Source organism: Streptomyces sp. NPDC127595, from assembly GCF_042671685.1.
Taxonomy (GTDB): Bacteria; Actinomycetota; Actinomycetes; order Streptomycetales; family Streptomycetaceae; genus Streptomyces.
Genome location: NZ_JBHXWK010000004.1, coordinates 553,708 through 577,177, shown reverse-complemented (window position 1 = coordinate 577,177; position 23,470 = coordinate 553,708). Strand labels below are relative to the sequence as shown.

Annotated in this window: 15 protein-coding genes and 1 pseudogene; 13 read left to right on the top strand and 3 right to left on the bottom strand. The window is 72.2% G+C overall.

The annotated features are described in order from the left end of the window. Positions 1-77: 77 nt before the first annotated feature. Both ACFVKT_RS16690 and ACFVKT_RS16685 read right to left on the bottom strand, forming a co-directional pair. Positions 78-1,280, bottom strand: coding sequence for a helix-turn-helix transcriptional regulator (locus ACFVKT_RS16690; RefSeq protein ID WP_385731978.1), 1,203 nt, complete (start codon positions 1,278-1,280; stop codon positions 78-80). A gap of 1 nt (position 1,281) precedes the next feature. After that, positions 1,282-2,313 (bottom strand): DUF4097 domain-containing protein, encoded by a 1,032-nt coding sequence (locus tag ACFVKT_RS16685; RefSeq protein ID WP_385731976.1) that lies wholly within the window; start codon positions 2,311-2,313, stop codon positions 1,282-1,284. Positions 2,314-2,525: 212 nt separating this feature from the next. Between ACFVKT_RS16685 and ACFVKT_RS16680 the strand changes: the two genes are divergently transcribed. Beyond that, a complete protein-coding gene (locus ACFVKT_RS16680; protein WP_385731974.1) occupies positions 2,526-3,371 on the top strand; it encodes a hypothetical protein in 846 nt (281 codons plus the stop codon). Between the two features lie 114 nt (positions 3,372-3,485). On the opposite strand, the gene ACFVKT_RS16675 is transcribed toward ACFVKT_RS16680, so the two are convergent. Beyond that, complete coding sequence (locus tag ACFVKT_RS16675; RefSeq protein ID WP_010061466.1) at positions 3,486-3,671, bottom strand: DUF6104 family protein; 186 nt, start codon at positions 3,669-3,671, stop codon at positions 3,486-3,488. 184 nt (positions 3,672-3,855) lie between these two features. Between ACFVKT_RS16675 and ACFVKT_RS16670 the strand changes: the two are divergent. The 12 genes and pseudogenes from ACFVKT_RS16670 to ACFVKT_RS16615 form a co-directional block, all read left to right on the top strand. Further along, positions 3,856-4,371: pseudogene (locus ACFVKT_RS16670) on the top strand (CU044_2847 family protein); the annotation flags it as partial. A gap of 449 nt (positions 4,372-4,820) precedes the next feature. Beyond that, positions 4,821-6,944, top strand: coding sequence for a trypsin-like peptidase domain-containing protein (locus ACFVKT_RS16665; protein WP_385731972.1), 2,124 nt, complete (start codon positions 4,821-4,823; stop codon positions 6,942-6,944). Between the two features lie 335 nt (positions 6,945-7,279). Continuing rightward, a complete protein-coding gene (locus ACFVKT_RS16660; RefSeq protein WP_385731969.1) occupies positions 7,280-8,323 on the top strand; it encodes an AAA family ATPase in 1,044 nt (347 codons plus the stop codon). A 196-nt stretch (positions 8,324-8,519) separates the two neighbouring features. Further along, a complete protein-coding gene (locus ACFVKT_RS16655) occupies positions 8,520-11,861 on the top strand; it encodes an SAV_2336 N-terminal domain-related protein (protein WP_385731967.1) in 3,342 nt (1,113 codons plus the stop codon). A 137-nt stretch (positions 11,862-11,998) separates the two neighbouring features. Then, on the top strand, positions 11,999-12,175 hold the full coding sequence (fxsA, locus tag ACFVKT_RS16650) for an FxSxx-COOH cyclophane-containing RiPP peptide (protein ID WP_385731965.1): 177 nt from the start codon (positions 11,999-12,001) through the stop codon (positions 12,173-12,175). Between the two features lie 400 nt (positions 12,176-12,575). Continuing rightward, the gene (locus ACFVKT_RS16645) at positions 12,576-13,766 is read left to right on the top strand and encodes an FxsB family cyclophane-forming radical SAM/SPASM peptide maturase (protein WP_385732143.1); all 1,191 of its coding nucleotides are present in this window, start codon (positions 12,576-12,578) and stop codon (positions 13,764-13,766) included. After that, positions 13,766-15,340: an aKG-HExxH-type peptide beta-hydroxylase gene (locus ACFVKT_RS16640; RefSeq protein ID WP_385732141.1), complete on the top strand. Its 1,575-nt coding sequence runs from the start codon at positions 13,766-13,768 to the stop codon at positions 15,338-15,340. The genes ACFVKT_RS16645 and ACFVKT_RS16640 overlap by 1 nt, the downstream gene beginning before the upstream one ends. A 213-nt stretch (positions 15,341-15,553) precedes the next feature. Continuing rightward, the gene (fxsT, locus tag ACFVKT_RS16635; protein ID WP_385731962.1) at positions 15,554-18,565 is read left to right on the top strand and encodes an FxSxx-COOH system tetratricopeptide repeat protein; all 3,012 of its coding nucleotides are present in this window, start codon (positions 15,554-15,556) and stop codon (positions 18,563-18,565) included. A gap of 107 nt (positions 18,566-18,672) precedes the next feature. Further along, a complete protein-coding gene (locus tag ACFVKT_RS16630; RefSeq protein WP_385731960.1) occupies positions 18,673-19,077 on the top strand; it encodes a CU044_2847 family protein in 405 nt (134 codons plus the stop codon). After that, positions 19,074-20,018 (top strand): AAA family ATPase, encoded by a 945-nt coding sequence (locus ACFVKT_RS16625; RefSeq protein ID WP_385731958.1) that lies wholly within the window; start codon positions 19,074-19,076, stop codon positions 20,016-20,018. The genes ACFVKT_RS16630 and ACFVKT_RS16625 overlap by 4 nt, the downstream gene beginning before the upstream one ends. A gap of 9 nt (positions 20,019-20,027) precedes the next feature. Next, positions 20,028-21,806, top strand: a complete 1,779-nt coding sequence (locus ACFVKT_RS16620; protein WP_385731956.1) for a magnesium chelatase — start codon at positions 20,028-20,030, stop codon at positions 21,804-21,806. Continuing rightward, on the top strand, positions 21,796-23,094 hold the full coding sequence (locus tag ACFVKT_RS16615; protein WP_385731954.1) for a CHAT domain-containing protein: 1,299 nt from the start codon (positions 21,796-21,798) through the stop codon (positions 23,092-23,094). The genes ACFVKT_RS16620 and ACFVKT_RS16615 overlap by 11 nt, the downstream gene beginning before the upstream one ends. Positions 23,095-23,470: the final 376 nt, after the last annotated feature.

The following is a 23,470-nucleotide window of genomic DNA, read 5'->3' as shown; positions in this document are numbered from 1 at the left end:
TATTTGGGGCTCCCCCCCCAGATCCAGATACGCGTGCGTATCGCGTTGAACGCGCTCGTCCTCGCTCGCCGGACGGGCTAAGGGGCAGCCCTGCGCAATGCCGCCCCGATGTGTGCCGCCGCCGCCGACAGGTGGCGCCTGGTGTCGCGGAGTTGGTCCTCCGTCACGCCGTTGTCGCGGGCCGCGTCGCGGATGTCGTCGCGGAAGCGGTCCAGGAGGCGGTCGAGGTCGCGTGCCGGGTTGCCGGTGGAGTCCTCGTGGGCCCAGGAGGGTTCGTAGCCGGCGGGGAAGTCGTCCGGGGTGACTGTGTACTCCGGCTCCTTCGCCCTCGTCGCCGGCGCCTCCTTTGTCTCTCCTGTCGTCTTGGCTGGTGCGGCTGGTGCGGCTGGTGTGGTCGGTGTGGCTGATCCTGCTGATCCGGCAGTTTCTGCTGCCGTGTCCGTGCGGCCGAAGCCGAAGTCCTTGCCGAGGTCCTTCGCGAAGTCCTTGCCCAGATCCTTGCCGAAGTTCTTTCCGAACTCGCCGAACTCCTTGGCCAGTTCGGTCAGGCCCTCGCGGACGCCCGTCGGCCAGTCGCCCCGTGCGAAGTGGTCCTGGACCTGGTCCTGGACATGCTTGGCCATGCGCTGCATCTCCTCCTGGGCCTGGGCGCGGGCCCTCTCCTGGGCCTCCTTGGCCTGGCGGCGGGCACGCTGCGCCTCGTCGCGGGCGCGGCGGCTCTCGTCCTTCGCGCGGCGGGCCTGCTCCTTCCACTCCTGCTTGACGCGCCGCATCTCCTCCTTCGCGGCCCGCCACGACTCCTTGTCGAGGTTGTCGCCGAGGTCCCCGAACTCGCCCCGGGCGGCGTCGTGTTCCCTGGCCGCAGAGCCACTCGCGCCGGCCGAGCCGCCTCGCCGGGCCTCGGTGGCCGCCGCGCGCATCTCGCGTCGCAGGTCGCCTGCCGCGCCCCGTACGTCGGCACGGATCTCCGCCGCGAGCTCTGCCACCGACTCGCGGATCTCCAGCTCCAGATCGGCCAGCTCACCGCTGCGGTCGGCCAGTTCGGCGCGGCCCGCGTCCGTGATCGCGTACACCTTGCGGCCGCCCTCGGTCGTGTGCGTGACCAGGCCCTCGGTCTCCAGCTTCGCCAGCCGCGGGTAGACGGTGCCCGCCGACGGCGCGTACAGGCCCTGGAAGCGCTCCTCCAGGAGCCTGATCACTTCGTACCCGTGGCGCGGTGCCTCGTCCAGCAGCTTCAGGAGGTAGAGCCGAAGGCGGCCATGGGCGAAGACGGGAGCCATCTCAGAGCACCTTCTTGCTGGTCGGGGCGTCGGTCGGGGCGTCGGGCACGGTGTCGGGCACGGTCTCGGAGGATGAGGAGGCTTCGGTCGGGGTCGGGGTCGGGGTCGGGGTCGTTGTTGGGGCTGGGGCTGGGGCCGGGGTCGGGGTCGGCGTCGAGGTCGGCGTTGAGGTCGGCGTTGAGGTCTTGGGTGGGGCGTCCTGCGGGTCCTCGGGTGGCTCGTCCTCCGTCGGTGGCCTGCGCAGCAGGGCGATGGAACCGGAGACGGTCACCGCCTTCAGCTTGCCGTTGCCCGCGCCCAGCCGGCCGGTGATCTTCTTGGCGCCCCACTGCCCGCCGACCCGGAGGTCCTCGAAGGCGCTGGAGACGCTGCCGCTCGCGGTGTTCGCCTCCACCACCGCGTCCGCCGGGTGCGGGAGCCGGATGGCGATCTCGCCCGAGACGTTCGACAACTGGACGTCCGTCGGAGTGCCGGTGGCATCCAGGTCCACGATCATCGAGCCGCTCACCGACTCGGCCCGCACGGAAGAGCCCGAGCCCTCGACGACCGTCAGGTCACCGGAGACGGAGTTGAAGCGGAGGTCACCGGTGACGGCCTGGGCCTCCAGGTTCCCGGACACCGTGTCCACGCGGACCGGACCGGCGATGCGGACCAGCGTCGTGTCGCCTGTGACGCCCTTCACCTCGACCCGGCCGTCCGTCCCGGAGACCACGGCGGCGGCGCCGACCACCCCCAGCTCGACGCGGGTGTCCGCCGGGACGGCCAGTGAGACCACTGCGCTGCGGCGCCAGCCCTTGCGGTCGAGCCACTTGAGGAAGCCCTTCCAGGGCAGGTCCTCGTACGCCACCGTCAGCGTGCCGTCCTCCTGGGTCACCAGGAGTGGGGGACCCTCCAGCTCGGAGACTTCGAGCCGGGCGGAACCCTCATCGGTGCCTACGACGTTCACTGTTCCGTTGACCACGCGCACATGCAGGGCCGTCACGGGGGCGTCGAAGGTGAGCTTGCCGGGCTCTGCGACGGACCACTCGGACATGGTGCGACCTCCTCGACAGGATCGGGATGGGACGCGCCATATCGCGTCTTCCAAGTAACACGATATATCGCGGATATGGAAAGTCAAGACACCCGTTCTGATCCCGTTCTGGTGGTCTCCGGTGGTTTCCGGGTGGTCTCGTGGTGGTCTGCGGGCGGCCCTCCCGTGGGCAAAAGGGGCAAGTCGCTCGTGGGTGCGCCTACGGTGTGAACATGTCCTCGACGTCCGGCGAGCCCTCTGGCCGGTCCTCCGGCCGGACCCCAGGCGCCCTGCTCCTCTGCCGGGCGCGGCCCGAGGCCGTCGGGTCCGCCGCCCAGCTGCTGCGCGAGCCGATGCTGCTCACCGGGGCCGGTGCCGAGTGGAGTGTGCTGGTTCCGGAGGGCAGGCCCTGGCTGCACGGTGCCGAACCCGTCGACCGGGTGCTCACCGGCTGGGCCACCGCGCTCGCCGTCGGCGCCCCCTGGCCCGTACTGGCTCTCTGGTGGGACGCCGACCACAGTGGTTACACCCTCGCCTCGGGATTCCGCCGCACCGTCGGCTACGAGTGGCTGGCGAACGGTATCCCGGTCGGCGAGGACGAGGCGATGCGCACCTTCGCTACCCGCCTTGCTCTCGATCCCGTGCTGGACATGCAGTCCCTGGAGCGGCTGGCCGCACCCGACTCCGCCGCGGACGCCCGCGCGCGGATGCGCGGGCTGCTCGCCGTCCTCACGCGCGCGGGGGTGGCACTTCCGCCCGGGCTCAACCCGGGGGAGCCCATTGGAAAGCTCCGTGAGGTGGCCCGGGTCCAGCCCGGTGCCGAGCAGATCGAGTGGACGGGGTGGGCCGCCGCGGTCCGTGCGGAGCTCGACGTCGTGGAGGGCGGCAGTCTGGGACCCTGGCTGCGTGGTCCGAAGGCCCGCGCCCTGGCCGTGGCCCAGCTGGCCGCCGGTCTTCCGCTCACCGCCTGGGGTGTACGGCGGAGCAGTGGCGGCTGGACCGCCGCGGGGGCCCTGCTGGTGATCCACGGCGCGCTCGGGCTCGCGTACGACCGGCTGCGGGTGCGGGCCTTCGGCTGACACCAACGGCAGGGTTGGCCGACGCCCACGTGAGCCGACGCCCACGTGAGCCCACGCCCGCGTGAGCCGACGCCCGCGTGAGCCGACGCCCGCGTGGGACTACGCGAGCCGCACCTACTCGTCCTCGTCGTCCTCGTCGTCCAGCCGTGCCAGCCAGGTCGCCAGCCGCTCCACCGGAACCTCGAAGTCCGGGTTGAGATCGACAAACGTACGGAGCTGCTCGGCGAGCCACTCGAAGGTGACCTCTTCCTCGCCGCGCCGCTTCTCCAGTTCCTCGATGCCGCGGTCGGTGAAATACATGGATGGTGCTCCGTGAGTGAAGTGGCGGGCGGGAGTCTTCCCGTGCGGGAAGGCTGGGAAAAGGATAGGCGGGGGCGGGTGACGCCTGGAGGTCCTCTCGCGCGGCTGTCGGCCTGCCGCTAGCCTGCCGCAACGGGCCGGCGGGACCACGGGGGCGTGGGGGAACGGGGGATCGGGGGATGTCATGGGTGATGGAGTGACCCGTATCGCACGGATCGAACTGCCCGACGGGACACCGGTGTGGGCGAGGATTTCCGGCACCGAAGAGTTGGAGGAACCCTCGGGCGGGCTGTCGTACACGGACACGGGTTTCGGTGAGCGGATCGAGGCGCAGGTCGAGAGCCTGCAGTCCGTGATCACCGGCGTCGCGCGCTCGCTGGCCGCGCCGCTGCGTGCCGTCCGGCCCGATGAGGTCAGCGTCGAATTCGGGATCGAGCTGACGGCCAAGGCGGGCAAGGTGATCGGCCTCCTCGCGGACGGCGAGGCCAAGGCCGCCCTCACGGTCACCCTCACCTGGAACGGCGGCCCACCGGATCTCGACCTCGCCGATGGCACGAGCGGGTCGGCTGACCCTGCCCCCGTTGGTGGCGCCGGTGGACCGGCTGACCCTGCCCCTGCGCGTGGCCCCAGTGGGCTGACCGGCCCGACCTCGGCGGGCGGGACCGGTGGATCGGCTGACCCCGCCTCGGTGGGCGGGGCGAGTGGGTTGGCGGGCTCCGCCCGGGTGGGTGGCGCTGGTGGGCTGACTGGCTCGACCCTGGTGGGTGGGACCGGTGGGCGGGCCGATCCCACGCCGGTGGGCAGGACCGGCGGGTTGGCTGACCCCGCGCCGGTGGGCGGGGCGAGTGGGTTGGCGGGCTCCGCCCGGGTGGGTGGCGCTGGTGGGCTGACTGGCTCGACCCCGGTGGGCGGCACCGGCGGGTCGGCCGACCCCGCCCCGGTGGGCGGGACGAGCGGGTCGGCGGCCCCGGTCCCGGCGGGCGGGCCCGGTGGACTCACCGACCCGACCCCGGTGGGCGGTACCCGCGGACCGGTCGGCCCCGCCTCGGTAAGCGGCACCGGAGGCCCCCCGGTTCCTGGTCCGGGGGGCGCGTCTCCCGGCGCCCCGGCGCACGGTGGCGGCGCGGACGGTTCCGCCGGGGGCGGAGCATGACGGACGGGCACGCCCCGGGCGCGTCAGGAGGGCTCGGGAACGCTCACCGTGCGCTGCGTGATCTCGTGATGGCGGCGACGGTCCGCATCCATCGGGCGGGGGCCGGGTATGAACTGGACGAACCAGGCACGTTCCTCGGGAGCGGGTTCTTCATAGCTCCCAACTGGGTTCTCACCTGCGCGCATGTGGCGCTGAGCGGAGAGGGGGGCGAGGTGACCGTGGTGTACGAGACCGGACCGGGACGCGGTACCTCCGCCGTCGCCGGTGAGACGGCGTCAGCCCTCCCGGAACACGTCCGGCGTGCCGTGCGCGGCAGTTGGCCGGCTCCCGACCTCGCACTCGTGCGGCTGCGCGAGCCCGTCGACCACGACTGCGTCTATGTCACCGAGCGCCCGGCCGCCTACTACGGGGAGGCGATCGTCTTCTACTCCGGATGGTCCGTGGTGGGCGGGGAACTGCGCCGGCTGAACGGAACCTGCACCGTGCAGGGCACCCTCGGCGGCTGGTCCTCGGACGAGCAGACACGGCTGGGCGGCGATGTGCTGCCGCCCGGCGTCTCCGGCGGGCCGGTCGTCGACCCCGTGAGCGGTGCGGTCGTCGGCGTACTGAAGTCGCAGGCGGACCGGGGGCTGGGCGGCACGTCCACGGGCGTGGAGCAGTTGCGTTCCCTTCCCGTGCCACCGGAGAGGGCGCGGGCCGAGCACGACGATCCCTACCAGGCCGTCTTCCACGCCCATGACCGCTATCACCGGGACCGGCAGCGCCATCCCGACAACGACCGCGGCACCTGGGCGGACGTACAGAACCAGCTCGGCGCACGGCCGGGCCGTGCCCTCGACCCGGACGAGCGGACCCAGTTGCTCGGCCGGCTCGCCGACCTGCCGCCGCCGGTCAGCACCCCGGCCCTGCTGGACATCCTCGAATCCCTCCTCGGCGGCCGGGCCGCGATCCCGCACCCGGCCCCGCGCGCCTGGCGCGACGGACTCGGGGCGCTGTACGAGAGCCCCCGCCAGGACGGCGCCCTGGAACTCGTCCTGGACTACGCGATGCGGGTCCTGTCCGCCGAGCGTCCCTTCGTCACGCCCGGCACCCAGAGCGCGGAGCGCGCACTGTGGGCCTGGGTGCGGCAGACCTCGGAAGGCCGGGCGGGACCCGACTACCGCCGCCGGCTCGGCCGGCAGCGGATCGAGTGGCTCCAGGCACCGCGGCGCGAGGCGTCATTGCCGGACGCACAGCCGGCGCACGACGCGGCGCACGCCCCCGACCTCGCGCCGCACACCTTCGCCCTCCTCGAACTGGTCCAGCGGGGCTGGGAGCCGGACCGCTGCGACTGGCGGGTCTCCGTCGCCCGGCCGACCGGTGAAGTGGTGCGCGTCCGCGACGGTGAGCGCGCCCTGCTGTCCGGCCTGCCCGGCCCCCTCGGGGCACCGCTCGCCGAGGCCTTCAGGCAGTGCGACGAACCGGGACGGCCCGCCGTCCTCCAGGTCGCGCTGCCCCACCCGCTGCTCGGACTGGACGTCGACACCTGGCAGTTCGGACCGGGCGAGCCGCCGCTCGGTGCCCACCGGCCGGTGGTCGTGCGCTGCGCCGACCGGGAGCAGTTGCCCGACCTGGACGATCCCGTCGAATCCGGGAGTGAGAAGCTCCCCGCCCGTGAGGAGTACGACGGACGCGACGCCCGCTGGCACACCATCCACGCGCAGGGCGCGAAGGCCGAAGTCCTGGACTGCGAGGACGGATTGCGGGTACCCGTGCCACTCGCGCGGTCGCTGCGCGACCTGCCGCCCAGGACGGTGCCGGTGCTCTGCCGCTATGGAGACCGACGCTTCGAGGACGATCAGGTGGCGCTCGTACGGATCGTGCACGGCGGCTTCGGGGTCGCGCTGTGGCGGCGTTGGCGCGGTCAAACCGACGCTGTTTGCGGTGAGTTCCACCGTGGCGCGGACGACACCGTCGCGCGCGCGGGCAGCGCGGAGCGGCTCCCCGGACTCGTCCACGAACTGCGGGCGGGGCTGCGCGAGGGAAGACTGGAGACCTACTGGGCCGACGGAATCGCCCTGTTCTACGACGATCCGCGCCGGCCGCTGCCCGGTACCGGGGACCTGTTGGAGGCGCCATGACCGGAGCATCCGGCACCGGGTCGCACCGAGCCGGGAGGGTGACCGTCACGACCGGGCTGAACGGGGTGACTCCGACAGCCCCGATCGGGTGGTCGAAGAGGGTGACTGCGACTGTCCCGATCGGGTGGTCGAAGAGGGTGACTGCGACTGTCCCGATCGGGTGGCCGAACAGGGTGACTCCGACCGCCCCCACCAGGTGGCTGAGCTGGGCCCGTACGCGCCCAACCGGCCCGCCATGACTCGGCACTTGGCACTATCGAGGCCTCCCGAGGGTCGATACCGTGATGCACGTTCGACGGCTGCCGTGGTGGACGAGTGACGACGAGGACTGGGCAATGACCGAATCCAGCGAGTGGCTCATCTACCGGGGCGCCGGTGAACCTCACGAGGGCATAGACCGCCTCCCGGCCCCGCCTCCGTGGCGCGACTTCGCGAGCCGTGACGCCGCCGCCGCGGCCGAGCGGCTGACGAACGGCGACGGTTCCCAGGACCGCAGGCTGGGCGCGCACCGGCACCTGGCCGAACTGCACCGTCCGGGAGCCGAGGAACTCGAGATGATCAACGCGGCGCTCTATCTGCGCCGACCCCTCCTCGTCACCGGCAGCCCCGGCGCGGGCAAGAGCACACTCGCGCATTCCGTGGCGTACGAACTGGGCCTGGGCAATGTGCTCCGGTGGCCGATCGTCAGCCGCTCCACTCTCCAGGACGGCCTCTACCACTACGACGCGATCGCCCGGCTCCAGGACGTGCAGATCGCCGCGCCCCAGGGCGCCGATCCCGCGGCTCCCGGGGCCCCCGGCTCCGTCGAGGGCATCGGCAGCTACATCCGCCTCGGTCCCCTCGGCACCGCGCTGCTGCCGTCCGACACCCCGCGCGTGCTGCTCATCGACGAGCTGGACAAGAGCGACATCGACCTGCCCAATGATCTTCTCAACGTGCTGGAGGAAGGCGAGTTCGCGATCCCCGAGCTGGAGCGGGTCGCCGACCGGCTGCCCGGCGGCGAGGCGCAGGTGCTCACCGCGGACGGCACCAAGGCGTCGGTGCGGGACGGCCGGGTGCGCTGCCGTGCCTTCCCGTTCGTGGTGCTCACCAGCAACGGCGAGCGTGACTTCCCGGCGCCGCTGATGCGCCGCTGCATCCACCTGGAGCTCGGCCGGCCCGACCACCAGCGTCTCGCCACCTTCGTACGCGCCCACCTCGGCGACGAGGCCGCGCGCGCCGGAGACGACCTCATCACCCATTTCCTGGAACGCTCGCGCAGTGAACTCGTCGCCGCCGACCAGCTGTTGAACGCCATCTATCTCACCGACGCGGCCGCCCCGCCCAGCCGCGACCGTCTCGCGGACCTGCTCATCCAGCGGCTCGACCGCCCGAGGTGACGCGCTGATGCCAGACGCAGCGGCACGCCACGGACCCGTACCACCGACGCCACCCACGCGTCCGAGGCCACTCACGGCTCCGACACCACCCACACCTCCTGCGCCACCCATGCGTCCGAAACCACCCACGGCTCCGACACCACCCGCACCTCCTGCGCCACCCACACCTCCTACGCCTCCGAGTGGTGGCGCAGGCGTGCCCTCCGACGGTGATCCGATCGCCGAACTCGTCGCCCGCCTGCGGCAGATCGGGCTCGACCCGGATGCCGAGCAGCTGTGCGACACCCTCTGGCTGGCCCGCTGGGCCCGTCCGGCGCAAGCCGGCGACAGGGAGGAGGGGACGGTCGTGCCTTCCGGCGACCTGCCCACAGGTCGCGAAGGGGGCGGCGGCCGCGCGGGCCTCCGCGACACCTCCGCCGTCCCGCCCGGCGACCTGCCGGAGCCGGAACCGGCGACCGGGCAGGAACCGGAGCAGAGCGGGAGAGCGGACCGCCGCGTCGCGCTGTACGCCGTACCGCGGGAAGGGGTGTCGCCGACCCGGGGGCACGGCCGGGCCACGGCGCTGCCGGTCGGGGTCCCAGCCGCGCACGCGTTCCCTTCCCCACTCGAACTCCAGCGCGCGTTAAGGCCGTTGCAGGGCTACCGGACCGCCGCACCGCCGCTGCGCAGGACCCTCGACGAGACGGCGACCGCGGAGCTGAGCGCGCGGGCCGGCGGTCTCGTCCTGCCGGTGTTCCGCGGGGTGACCCGGGCCGACGCCGCTCTCCAACTGGTGATGGACGCCTCGTCGTCCATGCGGGTCTGGGACCGGATGTTCGCCGAACTGGAGCAGGTCTTCAGCCAGTTGGGAGCTTTCTGGGACATCCAGGTGAGTCATCTGCACGCCGGCCCCGGCGGCGCGCCCGCCGTCAGCCGCAGTCCGGAGGCGCACGCGGCTCCGCTGCACTCCGCGGACCGGCTGAGCGACCCCACGGGCCGCCGGATCACCCTCCTGGTAAGCGACTGCGCGGGCCCGCTGTGGCACAGCGGCCACGCCCACCGGCTGCTCCATCACCTGTCCCGGCAGGGCCCCGCCGCCGTACTCCAGCCCCTGCCGCAGCGCATGTGGAGCCGCACCCGACTGTCCGTCTCCTACGGTGAGTTGACGCGCGGCGAGGCGCTCGCCGGCGCGGCCACCCTGAAGGTACGGCTGCCGGCGGGTGCCCCGCCCGAGGCGCGTGCCGGTGCGCTTCCGGTGCCCGTGCTGCCGCCGGAACCCGCCGCGCTCGGGGCCTGGGCGCGGCTGCTGTCCGGAGCCGGGGCCGGCCCGGTGGCCGGAGCGGTCGGCTGGGTGCGCGCGGACCACGCACCCGCCCGGGCAGCCAGGCCCGGACGCACGCTGTCGGGCCTCGAACTGGTCAGCCGATTCCGCTCGACCGCCTCCCAGACGGCGGGCCGGCTGGCCGGCTATCTGGCGGCGGCGCCGCTCAGCCTGCCCGTGATGCAACTCGTCCAGCGGACCATGCTGCCCGACTCCGGGCCCTCCGAACTGGCCGAGGTGCTGCTCAGCGGTCTGCTCTCGCGTGCCAAGGAGGAGGAGTACGGCGCGGACGGCGCCCAGTGGTACGAGTTCGCGCCCGGCGTGCAGGAGGCCCTGCTGTCCCCGCTGGGCCGGGACGAGGCCATGCTCGTGCTCAAGCACTGTTCCGAGTACATCGAGAACCGCTTCGGCAAGGGCGGCCCGAACTTCCCCGCCCTGGCGCTCGCGCAGCTCGGCGATGGCGGTTCCGGCCGGCCGTACGCGCCCGGTGGCGGATACCCCGGCGAGAACGGCGACAACGGCGGCGCCACCCTCGTACCGCAGCCCTTCGCCGAGGTCGCCGCACGGGTATTGGAGCGCTTCATGCCGCTGCCGGAACACTTCGCGCTCTACAGCGGCCGGGGGCGGACGGGCGTCGTCGACGACCGGCCGACCCATACCGCGGTGATCCGTGCCCGCTCCCTCGTCGGACAGTTCGACACGGACGGCATGGTGCAGGACCTCATCGACGCCGTACAGCTCCTGCGCGGCGCCACGGAACACGAACGGCCCGCGGGGGCCGACCCGGAGCTGTGGGCCGAGTACGCCACCTGCGTGCTGCGGTTGTGGGAGGTACAGGGCGGCCCGGAGTTGCTCCGGGAGGCGGAGACGGCGGCCGAGCGGGCCGTCGCACACCCCCGGGCACTGCGCGAACGGGCGGCACTGGCAAGGGTGTTGCACGCCGCCGCCATCGACCGCAGGCGGCGCGGCGACAGGCGCGGCGCGCTCGACCTCCTGCAACGCGCCGACCGTGAGTACGCGGTGGCCTGCGCGGCGCCCGAACTGCTGACGGAGGAAGCGCTGGGGCTCACCCTGGAGCGGGTGCGCGCGCTGGAGGAGCAGTGGCGGCTCGGCGGCGACAGCGCGCTGCTGCAGGGCGCGGTCGGCATGCTGGAGGCGTTCGCGGACGCCTTTCCCGACCCGGGCGAACGCCCGCCCGTACTCCTGCTGGCCCACGGCCGCCTCCTGCTGCGCCTGTCCAGCGACACCGCCGACGACGAGCAGGCCCGGCTGTACGCGGAACAGGGCGCGCGCTCCCTGCACGACGCCCTCGAACCCGGCCCCGACCGCGTGCCCCCCGTCGAGGGCGAACCCTCCCGCGCCCGTGTCCGCGCCCTCCTCGACCTCATCGACGCGCTCCTCAGATCCGGCGACGCCCTGGACGACGCGCAGGCACGCGTCGACGAGGCACTCGGGCTGACCCGTGAACAGGGCCTGCGTGCCTTGCTGTTGGTGCGCGCCGGACGGATCAGGGCGGCGCGGTACGCCGAGTCGGGCGACCCGGCCGAACTGCGGGCGGCCGCCGAACGGTTCGAGGAGGCCGCCCGAGGCGTACCCCGGGACGCGCCGGCCCACGCGGACGTCCTCGCCGAGTGGGGCGACGTACTGCTGCGCCACGCGGCTCTGGACCACGGCCCCGGAGCGCGGGAGTCACTGTCTCGGGCCATCCGTGTACTGCGGGACTGCCGTACGGAAACCCCTTCGGGCAGTGGGGAGTTGGCGTACCGCCTGCTGCTGCTCGGCAGGGCGCTGATGTTGCGGCACCGCGACCGGGGCGATCGCGTCGATCTTCGCGAGGCCGAGCACCTCTTCGGCCTCGCGGCGGTGGAGGCGGGCGAACCGCTGATGGCCGCGCGCTGCTGGCTGGAGCTCGGGCAGGCCCACTTCGAGGCGTACCGGAGCCTGGGCCGGGCCGCCCGCCTCGACGAGGCCGTCGACGCCTTCCGCAGCGCGGCGGAGTCGGCGCGTGCCGCCGAGGAGGAGGCCGAGACCGACCGTCGGCGTCAGGAGGCCGTGGAGTCCGGTGCGCAGGCGCACCACTGGCGGGGTATGTCCTACGAGGCGGCGGCGCGTCCGCGTGCCGCACGCGAGGCGTACCGGTCGGCCCGGGCCGAGTGGTCCAGGCTGCCCGACGGCGCGGTGGCCACGGGTGAGCCGACCGCCCAGCAGACGGCACAGCGACTCGCTGAGCTGGAGTGACGAGTGACGAGTGACGAAAGACGCAAGACGAATGACAGGTGACGAATGACGAGTGATCAGTGACGAGTGGCAAGTAATCAGTGACGCGTGACAAGTAATCCGTGACGAGTGGCGGAGTGGCAGAAGAGGGGGAGGACATGGGAGTGCAGGGTGAGTCGCCGGGTTCGGGGGAGGACCTGCCGGATCTGCTGGAGCTGGATCTGGCGGCGCTGCGGACCGTGCAACATCCGGTGCTGGCCGAGGTGCTGGCCGAGCTGAGGGAACGGGCCGGACAGCCGAGTGAGATGCTCTGGGGCTTCAACAACGCCTTCTGAAGCGCCGCCGGGTGCGTGGAGGCGCGGTGTCACCGGAATGGTGAATCGGGCAATTCGCTTTCGCGGGGCGGTAGTTCCGGTCCGGCCGGTGGCCGAACAGGACAAGTTCCATCGCGCGGAGTTTGCGTCCGGTCTCCACGAGGGAATGCGGCTCTGTGCGGGCAGGGGGCCGTAGCGCGGACCGTACGTGGAGCACGGGCCGTACATCATGGGGGTGGCCGGAGTGTCTGAAGAGGTGACTCCTGGGGCCTCGGGTTCGGCGTGCGCCCCTTCGGCGGGATCGGTGGGGCGGGTGGGTCCGGCGGGGTCGGTGGTGACGCCGTTGCCGACGGCCTCGGAAGATTCCGTGACGCCTGTCCCTTCCGCTGCCTCTGTCACTTCCTCTGCCCGGGAACCGGAACTGTCGTTCCCCTTCCGGCAGTTCATCGTCAAGGTGCACGGCCGCTGCAACCTCGCCTGCACCTACTGCTACCTCTACGAGGGCCCCGACCACACCTGGCGAACCCGCCCCGCCGCGGCCCCGCCCGGCGTCCTGTCCCGCACCGCCTCCCGGATCGGCGAGCACGCGCGGGCTCATGGGCTGACGGCGGTGTCGCTCGTGCTGCACGGCGGCGAGCCCCTGCTCGCGGGTGCGGACACGCTCGGCCGCTTCGCCGATCTCGTCCGTGCCGAGGTCCCCGTCTCCTGCACGGTCCACGCCACCGTCCAGACCAACGCCACCCTCCTCACCGACGAGCGGCTCGACGTCCTCGCCCGGCACGGCATCCGTGTCGGCATCAGCCTCGACGGCGGCCTGCCCGAGCACAACACACGACGCCCCGACCACGCCGGACGCCCCTCCTGGCCCGCCGCCGCGCGCGGCACGCGCCTGATCGCCGACCGCCATCCGGGGACGTACGCCGGAATCCTGACGGTCGTGGACCCCCGTACCGACCCGGTCGAGCTGTACGAATCACTGCTCGGCCTGCGGCCACCCGCCCTCGATCTGCTGCTGCCGCACGGGAACTGGTCGGCGCCGCCGCCGAGTTGGGATTCCTCGGGTTCTGTCTACGGGGACTGGCTGTGCGCCGTCTTCGACCGCTGGTGGGATGCCGGCCGCCGGGAGACCCGCGTGCGCCTCTTCGAGGAGTGCGTCGCGCTGCTGCTCGGCATGCCGGCCGCCACCGAGTCGCTGGGCCTCGCGCCCTTCGACGCCGTCGTCGTGGAGACCGACGGGTCGATCGAGCAGGTCGACTCGCTCAAGTCCGCGTACGAGGGTGCCGCGCGGACCGGCCTCGACGTTTTCCGGCACACCTTCGACGCCGCGCTGCGCCACCCGGGCGTGGTGGCCCGGCAGGCGGGTGCCGCCTCGCTGGCCGCGGGCTGCCGTGCCTGTCCGCTGCTCTCCGTCTGCGGCGGCGGCAACTACGCGCATCGCTACCGCGCCGGACATGGCTTCGCCAACCCCTCGGTCTACTGCGCGGACCTGCAACGCTTCATCCGTCATGTGGCGGGGCGGCTCACGGGGGCCCTGTCTGTCCCCGCACCGGTGCCCGCACCCGTCCCCGCACCGGTCTTCGTCCCCGCCGCTTCCGAAGGAGGCGCTCCGTGATCCTGCCTGCGGTCCCCGAACGGGCCCTGCTGGAACTGGGCCGCACCGAAGGCGGCCCCGAGACTCTGCGGTTCCTTGTACGCGATCAGTACACGCGCCGCCTGCTGCTGCTCCGCGCGGTACTCGACGCGGCGGAGGCGGCGGACGCGGAGGTGTGCTCGCCGGGCGCGCGAGGGCGACTGCGCGAGGACTGGGCGTTGCTGGAGGAGGCGGAGGGGAGGTCGTACGGGGGTGCCGGGCCGTCAACCGCTTTCAACGGTACGAGTATTGGCTCGCAGGCGGGGAGTCAGGCGGGGCCCCAGGTTGGTCAATCAGGGCCGCACACCCGGAGTCAGCCAAGGCCCCCCGTACGATCGGCGGCCCCGGAAGAACCGCCTGAACCCGCCCTCTCCCCCTTCCGCGCCCGCCTCCTGCACCCCTTCCTCGGCCCCTGGGCACGCCACTGCCTGCGCGGGCTCGGCCCGGTGGCCGGGCGGCGCACCGAGCGGGACGCACGTGAACTGAGCCGGGATCTCGGCTACTTCGGCGCGCTGGCCGCCGTGTCAGCCGCCCGGGCCGGGGTCTCCTTCACCGTGCGGCTGACCTCGCGCGACGGGGTACTGACCCTGCCGTCACTCGGGGCGCTGCGGACGAACGCCCCCGGGGACGCACCGGTCGAGGTCGTTCACCGCAACCACAGGCTGACGTTCCGCCAAGGCGGCGAGGCGGACGTCGTCGTACAACTCCAGAGCGGCATCGGCGCATGGTCCGGCGCCGCCGCGTGGGCCCCGGCGTACGCGCTGCCGAGCCTGCTCCCCGATACCGCGCCCATACCGCTGGACGATCTCGACCCGTACCGCACGGTGCGCGACGGCCCCCGTCACCACGCGCTGAGCGGCCCGGTCACCCTCGACGACGCCGAACGCAAGCGCTGGCTGCACACTTGGTCGGGCACCGCGTCGGCCCTCGCGCTCGGGGGCGAGTACCGCCTTGAGGAGGCGGTGGCCCTGCTGCGGTGTCTGGTCCCGCTGTCCGCACCGCCCGGATCGGAGCCCGGCGGTCGCCCGGGCGGCAGTTGCAGCGGCACCCGGCGTGAGGCCTTCGGCGCGGTGCTCAGCACCACCCCGCCCACGGCGACGACCTTCGCGGCCACGCTGGTGCACGAACTGGCTCACGCGAAACTTTCTGCGCTCTGCGACATGCTGACGCTTCATCGTGCCGGCCCGCAGACACGCTACTTCGCTCCTTGGCGCGCCGACCCGCGCCCGTACGACGGTCTGCTCCAGGGAGCCTACTCCCACCTGGCGCTGGCGGACTTCTTCCAGCGCCGCGCCCTCGCCATCGCGCACCCGGCTCACCGGGACGCCGCGTGGGCCCAGCACGCTCGCTACCAGGAACAAGTCGGGGCCGTACTGCCGACACTCGTCGGATCGGACGATCTCACCGCACAGGGACGCCAGTTCGTCGATCAGATGGTCGCGGTGTACGAACGGCTCGCCGAGCATCCCGCGCCCCGTGGCCAGGCCGCCAGGGCGGAGGCTTACGTTAAGGCGGCGCGTGCCCTGTGGACACAACGTCATGCACCCGCCGAATGAAGGTCGATGAACCCACCCAATTGTCTCAGTGAACCAATCCACGCACCTGTGAACCCATCTCTTGTCCAAGGTCCCGGACGGCGGGCGATCTTTACGCCAAGATCGTCCCTTGGAGAGGGATCGCGGTGCGAGTGAAAGTCCGTCAGTGCCTATCGCCGGGCCGCGCCGACGTTCTACAATCACGCGCGGGTAGCCGTGCGGGGAGGCCGCTGCATGTCTGGAGCTCGTACGCCGGTCGGGCCGACCGAAAGGGAGGCCGAGAAGCAGACCGTCACGATCAGCTTCGCCGGTTTCAACCGGGCCTGGGCTGCCTGGATCGGGGACCGTCTGGAGCGGCGTGGCCAGCGCGTCGTGTACCAGCGCTGGGACTCCCCGGCCGAGGTACCCCTCGTGGATCTGCTGCGCGACCTCACGCTCGCCAAGGGCCGGATCCTGATCGTCGTCAGTGAGTGGTATTTCCAGCTCGGCCCGCGTACCCATGACGAGTGGAACACGGCACTGCGGGAGATCGTCGTGCCTGACCCGACGCGGTTCGCGGCCGTCTCGGTCACCACGAGCCAGCTGCCGTCCGCCGCCACCGTGCTCGGCGCGGTCGAGCTGAACAATATGGGCGCCGAAGAAGCCGAGCGCCGTGTCCTGGACCGCCTGGACCTACCGGCCGATCCCCTCCCCGGCTCCGCGGAGAGCGCCCGCCAGGGCCCGCGGTTCCCGGCGGCCATGCCCGAGGTGTGGGGTGGCGTCCCGCGCCGCAACACCCGTTTCACAGGCCGTGAGCCGCTCCTCAACGACGCCTACCACCTCCTTCAGAACGCCGAGCCGGGCGCAGGCGTGGTCACCCTGCACGGCATGTCGGGCGTGGGCAAGACCCAGCTGGCGGCCGAGTACGTGTACCGCTTCGGCTCCGAGTACGACGTGGTGTGGTGGGTCAACGCCGAGAAGCGGGTCACCTACCGCCGCCGACTCGCGGAACTGGCACCGCAGTTGGGGCTCACCACGGGCGCCGAGTACGGCGAACGGCTGCGTGCCGTAAGGGACTCGCTGCGCCGCGGCGACCCCTACGGACGGTGGCTGCTGATCCTGGACGGCGCGGACGAGCCCGACCAGATCTGGGACCTGCTGCCGACCGGTCCCGGCCACGTCCTCATCACCTCCCGGAACCCGGAGTGGACCGAGCACAACAGCAAGCTGCTGGAGGTGCCGGTCTACGAGCGGTACGAGTCGGTGGCCTTCATCCGCCGCCGCGCGCCCCGCCTCACCGAGCCCGAGGCCGACCTGCTGGCCGACGCCCTGGAAGACCTGCCCCTCCTCCTCGACCAGACGGCCGGCTGGCTCAATGACTCGGACCTGTCCGTACGGGAGTACATCGCTCTGCTGGATGGTGGCATCGACCAGGACGTCGTGAAGGTCTCCGCGGACTTCCCCGTTGCCTTCCAGACCGCCTGGTCGATACTGCTGAACAAGCTCAAGGACACCGTCCCGGAGTCCGTCGACCTGCTCCGCCTGTGCACCTTCTTCGCGCCCGGCTTCATCCCCGTACGCCTCCTGAAGGACATGCCGCACGACGACCTGCCCGAACAGATCGCCGGCCTCCTGAACGACCCGCTCCTGTGGAACAGGGCGGTCAACCAACTGCGCCAGTACTCGGTGGTCCGCCTGGAGTCACACGAGGTGACCCTCGACGAGGCCGTGTCTTCCGGCGAGTCCCTCTATCTGCACCGGATGGTTCACCAGATCGTGCACAAGGACATGCCGGACCAGGACCGCAAGGAATTCACCGACGTCGTACGGCGCGCCCTGGCGGCGGCCGATCCCAAGCGGCCGACGGACCCCGACCTGTGGAGCGGATACGCCGAGATCGTCCCGCACCTGAAATACGCGGACGTACTGGAGAGCACCGATCCGGCAGTTCAGCGTCTGGTCTTCAACTGCCTGCGCTACATGTACTTCTCCGGCGAGTACGCGGCGGGCATCAAGTTCGGCGAGCGGGCCATGGACGCCTGGCGCGACCTTCTCGGGGAGACGCATCCCCGGGTGTGGGAGCTCACGTACCACTACACCAACCTGCTGCGAGCGGTGGGCGACTACGTCAAGACGGAGGCCATCAGCCGCGCCGCTGTGGAGCATCTCCGGGAGGAGCGCGGTGCGGAGGACCTGGAGCACCTGCGCGCAGTCGGCGGGCTGGCCGCCGACCTGAGGGGGCTCGCGCGTTACGACGAGGCCTTGGAGGTCTCCGAGTGGATCTTCGCGGCCTACCGTGACCTCCTCGGTGAGCAGGACTCTCGCACCCTCAATGCACAGAACAACCTGGCCGTCTCGTTGCGGCATCTGGGGCGCTACGAAGCGGCCCTGGACATGGACCGGCGGACGCTGGAAGCGCGTCGGCTGCTGTTGCGGGCTCGGCATACGTGGACGCTGTACTCCGAGCTCTCCTACGCGACCGACCTGCGCCTCCTGGGGCGCTACACCGAGGCCGAGTCGGTCCAGGGGAAGAACGTGCGCGAGCACCGGCTCGTGATGGGTCCCGACAGTCCGCAGACCTTGGTCGCCGAGCACAATCTCGCTTTGTGCCACTACCGCAGCGGTGAGCGGGCGAGGGCAGGAGAGCTCTTCGCCCGGGTGCTGGAGCGTGGTGAGCGCGTACTGGGCGAGACGCACCCGTTTGCCCTGATCTTCGCCGCCGGCCAGAGCTGTTTCGCGCGGGAGCACGGTGACATCGACCAGGCGCGGGAGCTCAGTGAGTCGGTCGTCGCCCGGTACGAGGTGATGCTCACCGAGGGACACCCCTTCATCGCCGGAGCCCGCGCCAACCAGGCACTCATTTTGCGAAACGTGGGCGAGCGGGACCACGCGCACGTACTGACCGAGCAGGCGCTGGCCGAAATGACCGAGGCCGTCGGCGAGAGCCATCCCTGGACCCTCGGCTGCGCCGTGAACGCCGCTGCGCTGCGCAACCTCGTCGGCGACACCGAGTCGGCGGCGACGCTCAGCAGGGACACGGCCACCCGGGCCATCGAGGCGCTGGGCCGCACTCACCCGCTGACCCTGTCGGCCCGTATCGCCCACGCCGCGGATCTGCGCGGACTGAGGGAACGCCGCCAGGCCGAGAAGATCGAGGGAGAGGCACTTACGGACCTGGAGCAGACCTTGGGTCCCCAGCACGTCCACACCATCTCGGCCCGGTCCCGCAACCGGCCCTTCTGGGACTTCGAGCCCCAGACGACCTGACGCGGGACGGTGCGTCCCCGGTGCGCATAACCCTCCGCGCACCGGGGAATGACCCAGTTCTCTCTCAAGAGCCGCACAGCACAAGAGAGTTGAACCGGGGGGAACGCGTGGTGATCTTAGTGGGGCCTGTCCCCGAGGGCGCGGACGGACCGATCCCCGTCGAAGTCGACCCGGGCCTCGGCCCGACCGCCCTCGACGGTCTCGATCTCGTCTACGGCGACGAGGAGACCAGGGGCAACCCCGCCCAGCGCGTCGTCGAGGTCGCCCGCGATGCCTACACCGACGGTCTCGACCTGGCACGCCGGTGCGCCGCGCAGGCCGTACGGAGGTTCGGGGAACTCGGCGAGGAGCTGCGCCCCGACGAGATCGAGCTGCAGCTCTCCATCAAGGTCGACGCGGGTGTCGCGGCGCTGGTCAAGAGCGGCGCGGAGGCGCAGCTCCAGATCACCTTCCGATGGCAGACCTCCGGTGGTCCGGACGCGGCGGGGAGCGCGCCCGGAGCCGCCTCGTGAGCGGCACACCACCAGGGGTGTGGATCCTCCCGTACAGCCGAGTCGTCGGCCAGGACGACCTGAAGCTGGCACTGGAGCTCAACCATGTGCAGCCGCGCATCGGCGGTGTTCTCATCGCCGGGCAGCGCGGCACCGCCAAGTCCACGATCGTCCGGTCCTTCGCCCTGATGACGCGGGGCGAGCTGCCCGTCACCCTGCCCATCAACGCGACCGAGGACCGGGTCGTCGGTGGCTGGTGGCTCGATGCCCTGATGCGCGGCGAGACCCGCGAGCAGCCCGGGCTGCTGGAGGAGGCGCACGAGAAGGGACTGCTCTACGTCGACGAGGTGAACCTCCTGGAGGACCACGTCGTCAACATCATCCTCGATGTCGTCTCGACCGGAGTGCTGTCCGTGCAGCGCGAAGGGCTGGCCAGTGCCAAGCAGCTGGCCTTCGGGCTCGTCGGCACCATGAACCCCGAAGAGGGCGGGCTGCGGCCCCAGTTGCTCGACCGGTTCGGGCTCATGGTCAGCGCCGCGGACCTGGACACCGGAGCCCGGCGCCAAATGCTCCGTACCGTCCTCGACTTCGAGGCGGAGCGGACCCAGGGACCGTCCGAATGGCTGGCAGAGGCCATACGGGACAACACCACCGTCCTGGACCGTCTCGAAGCCGCGCGGCAGCGGCTCCCGCACGTGGAGGTGCCGGACGGTGTGCTGGGGCTGTGCGCCGAGGCGGCCGGGCGGCTCGACGCCGTCGGGCAGCGCGGCGAGATCGTCGCCATTCAGGCGGCTCGTGCCCTCGCCGCTCTGGACGGTGTCGCCGAGGTCGAGCCGCGGCACCTGCTGAGGGCCGTCCCGCTCGCCCTGCGCCATCGAAGGCCCGAGGCGACGCACGGCGGGACCTTCGACTGGCGGCCCGACGACCATGCCCTGATCAAGGACCTCTTCGAGGCCGGCTGAGCCCGCCCAATGACTCCCGAGACCCCGTCACCCGAACCGTCCGACGACGCGCGGCGGCTGGAACTTGCGTTCCGCTGTGCCGCTCTCGATCCGGGCCTCGGCGGCGTGCTCCTCTTCGACCTGGAACCCCGTCTGGTCGAACCGGTCTCCTGCCTTTTCGCCGCGATCCTCAGCGGTCCGGACGGCATGCCCGTCCCTCGGATCCCGCTCGGTGCGGCCACCCGCGAGGAGGATCTCTGGAGCCGTTCGCGGCTCGAACGGCACCTGGACGGCGTCGCGTTCACCATCGACCCAGGCCCGCTGCTCGACGACTCGGGGCCGCCGCCGCTGGCCGTGGTGCCGGACCTGACGACTCTCAGCGTCGCCGGTATGCGGGCGGCGGTGCAGCTCATCGGCTCCGAGGTCGTCAGCGTCGAACAGCCGGGGCTGCGCCTGGCGATCAGGCCGCAGGCGCGGTGGCTCGCGGTGTGCCGTTCGGAGGACGCGGGGCGGGTCACACCGCACCTGCTGGACCGGTTCGCGGTACGGCTCTCCGTGCCAGGACTGCGCGCCGTACCCGATGAGTGGACCCCCGAGCCGGCGCGCCCCACCGTCCTCGCTGCCGCCACGGACGAGGCCGTCGACCGCGTACCGGAGATCCTCGGGCCGGGAGCGGGACCGCGCAGAAGCCTGGCGCTCGCCCGGCTCGCACGGGCGCTCGCGACCCTCGGCGGGCAGCCGGAGGTCACCGCCCGGCACTGCGAGGAGGCGGCGCGGCTCATCGGGCTCCCCTTCACGGACTCGGCGCCGGTCGAGGACGGCGCGGACGGCGAAGCCCCGGCGCCGCTGCTCCCTCCGCTGCCACCTCGTGCCGTTGGCGGCCATCGCGGTGGGCGGCGCGAGCAGCGGCGCACCCCGGGCGAGGAGCAGCCGCTGCTGGCTCCCGGGGCGCCCGAAGGCGTCGGCCCCACGCCGGCTGCCACGCTGGGCATGCCCTACCCGGAGGACGAGGCGGCGCCCCTGCGTGAGTTCATGCCGCTGCGCAATCCCTGGCAGCGCCGCTCGGGTCCGGCTTCGACGCGCGGCCCCGTCGTGGGCACCCGGCGTGCCCGCGATCTCCGGGACCTGGCGCTCGTACGCACCGTGCGGGAAGCAGCCGTGCACCAGCGGATCCGGGGCAACACGCGGTTCACGGTCGCGCCCGTCGACCTGCACAGCCGCCTGCGCGCGCCCGCCCCCGAGCGGCTGCTGACCCTTCTCCTCGACCACACCTGCCGCGGTGACTGGGACTGGCAGGACGCGCTCACCCCGTTCCTCCAGTGGGCCTACACCGCGCGGGCCGCCGCCCATGTCATCGAGGTCGGCGGCGCCGACGCGGCCGACGAACTGCGCGCCGAGTCGTTCGCGGCGCGCGGTGTACTCGACCCGCGTGTCCTCGCCGCCCTGTACCGGGCGAAGGGGCGGGCCACGCCCCTCGCCCACGGGATCGAACAGGCCGCGCAGGTACTGCGCGCGGCGTTCCGCCGACAGGGCAGTGCCCTCGCGGAAGCCTGGCTGGTGGTGGTGACCGACGGCCGCGGCAATGTTCCGCTGCGGGCCAGCCACACCGGCCGGCTGCACGGGCCCGTCGCCGCCGCGGGCGTCGAGGACGGCCTCACGGCCGCCGCCCCCATCTCCGCCATGGACCGCAGCAGACTGCGGGTGGCGGTCGTCGACGCTGCCCGAAGTCCTTACGGGGACCTGCCGTTCGCGCTGGCGGAGAAGCTCGGCGCCACGGTCGTGGAGGGGCGGGTCCGCGATGGGAACTGACGAGCAGCGCGGCCCGCGGTGGCTGTCCGGGACCGGTTCCATGGGGCGGCGGGCGTCGCTCCCGGGCCTGAAGGAGGCGGCCCGCCGCGCCCCCGCCTCCGTACGCGGTCTCCGGCAGCCGCACCGGGCCGCGGCCGGCGTCGGAGGGGGCGTCTCCCACCCGTACCAGCGCCTCCAGGACGGCGACGCCGTGCTGTACGTCGTCCGCGCCCACGACAGCGACGGGCGCGACGCCTACCGGGTGAGCGGCTGGTGCGGCGAACTCAGCGTCCGCAGCGCGGCCGAATCCCCGCGCCTGAGCGCCCCCGGAGTCGGCCTCGGCAACGTACGAGGTGACGGCGAGTTCCCCGCGGACATCCTGCGCGGCATCCACCTCTGGTCGCAGAACCAGCCGGAACTGGGCCAGTGGTTCAACCGGATCCGCGCCCGGCACGGCGCCGCGCTTCGCCTCCTCATCTGGGACGACACGGGATACGAACTCCCCTGGGAACTCTTCCTGTTGCCCGCCGACCCCGGTCGCGGTGTGCCGGAAGCCTGGCTGGGGGCGCAGGTCGTGCTGTCCCGCTGGACGACCGTGCACGACACCCGCCACGACCTGCCGCGCGAACGCACCGACTGCCGTGGCCGCGTCCTCGGCTACCTCCACCACGAAATGGCCGACGACGGACGGGTGTTCAGGCCCTACGCGCACCAACTGCACGTCAGGATGACCCCCTTCCTCCAGACCCTCGACACACCCGGCGAACCCACCGGACTCGTCTACATGGGCTGCCACGGCACCTACGGCGACAGCGTCCCGCGCCTCACCCTCGGCAACCGCACCTGGGCGGAACTGGAGGGCCAGGCCATGGGGGCCCTGGGCGTCGACCGCTCCCTGGTGTGCCTGAACGCCTGCCACTCCGGGCGAGCGGTGCTCAACAGCGCCCAGGGAGAACACGCGCTGCGCGGCTTCGCCGAACTCTTCCTGCGCAAAGGGGCCGGAGGCTGCATCGTCACGGCCGGCCAGGTCGGTGACAAGGAAGCCCGAGCCCTGGTACGCGGCCTCGTCGAAGAGGTCGCCCGCCACCCGCATCTCCCCGTCACCCGGACCCTGCTGGCCTACCGGGCCCGCGCCGCCGAGGGGTTCGGCTCCCCGTCCGCCATCCCGCCGATCCGCGACGACGACGGCAAGGTGGACGAGACGGGCCAGAAACGGATCCTGCGGCTGCTCTACGCCTTCATGTTCCACTACTACGGCCACCCCCAGACCACGCTGCGACTCACGGCCCGGGAAGGGAAAGCGCGGTGACCACTCCGGAAGACCAGCAGCCCCTCCTCATCGAACCCGTCGTCGCCTGGCCGCACGAGGCCGAGACGGACTGCGACTACCTCGTCACCGTCGACCTGCACGGGCCGCTCCAGGCGACAGGCGCCGATGCCGTTGTCGATGCCGAATGGCCCTTCCCCGACGAGGAGTTCACCTTCACCATCGCCCTCGACGGCTCCCCGCACTTCGTCTGCACGGCACTCGACGAACCCAGCGTCGTCCTGCACCGGTTCGGCGGCACCTACGGACCGGCCGACTTCCAGGTCTCGACAGGCTCCATCCCCGGGCCCGCCTCACTGTGGCTGACGGTCAGCAACCAGTGGGGGGTGCCGGTCCGCAAGGCCGAACTCCGGTCGGT

What these genes read in the sequence shown, in the direction of transcription:
- ACFVKT_RS16660 (WP_385731969.1), top strand. Translation starts at nt 7,280, where the DNA reads ATGACCGAATCCAGCGAGTGGCTCATCTACCGGGGCGCCGGTGAACCT.
- ACFVKT_RS16615 (WP_385731954.1), top strand. Translation starts at nt 21,796, where the DNA reads ATGGGAACTGACGAGCAGCGCGGCCCGCGGTGGCTGTCCGGGACCGGT.
- fxsA (WP_385731965.1), top strand. Translation starts at nt 11,999, where the DNA reads ATGGGAGTGCAGGGTGAGTCGCCGGGTTCGGGGGAGGACCTGCCGGAT.
- ACFVKT_RS16620 (WP_385731956.1), top strand. Translation starts at nt 20,028, where the DNA reads ATGACTCCCGAGACCCCGTCACCCGAACCGTCCGACGACGCGCGGCGG.
- ACFVKT_RS16680 (WP_385731974.1), top strand. Translation starts at nt 2,526, where the DNA reads ATGTCCTCGACGTCCGGCGAGCCCTCTGGCCGGTCCTCCGGCCGGACC.
- ACFVKT_RS16685 (WP_385731976.1), bottom strand. Translation starts at nt 2,313, where the DNA reads ATGTCCGAGTGGTCCGTCGCAGAGCCCGGCAAGCTCACCTTCGACGCC.
- ACFVKT_RS16690 (WP_385731978.1), bottom strand. Translation starts at nt 1,280, where the DNA reads ATGGCTCCCGTCTTCGCCCATGGCCGCCTTCGGCTCTACCTCCTGAAG.
- ACFVKT_RS16665 (WP_385731972.1), top strand. Translation starts at nt 4,821, where the DNA reads ATGACGGACGGGCACGCCCCGGGCGCGTCAGGAGGGCTCGGGAACGCT.
- ACFVKT_RS16675 (WP_010061466.1), bottom strand. Translation starts at nt 3,671, where the DNA reads ATGTATTTCACCGACCGCGGCATCGAGGAACTGGAGAAGCGGCGCGGC.
- fxsT (WP_385731962.1), top strand. Translation starts at nt 15,554, where the DNA reads ATGTCTGGAGCTCGTACGCCGGTCGGGCCGACCGAAAGGGAGGCCGAG.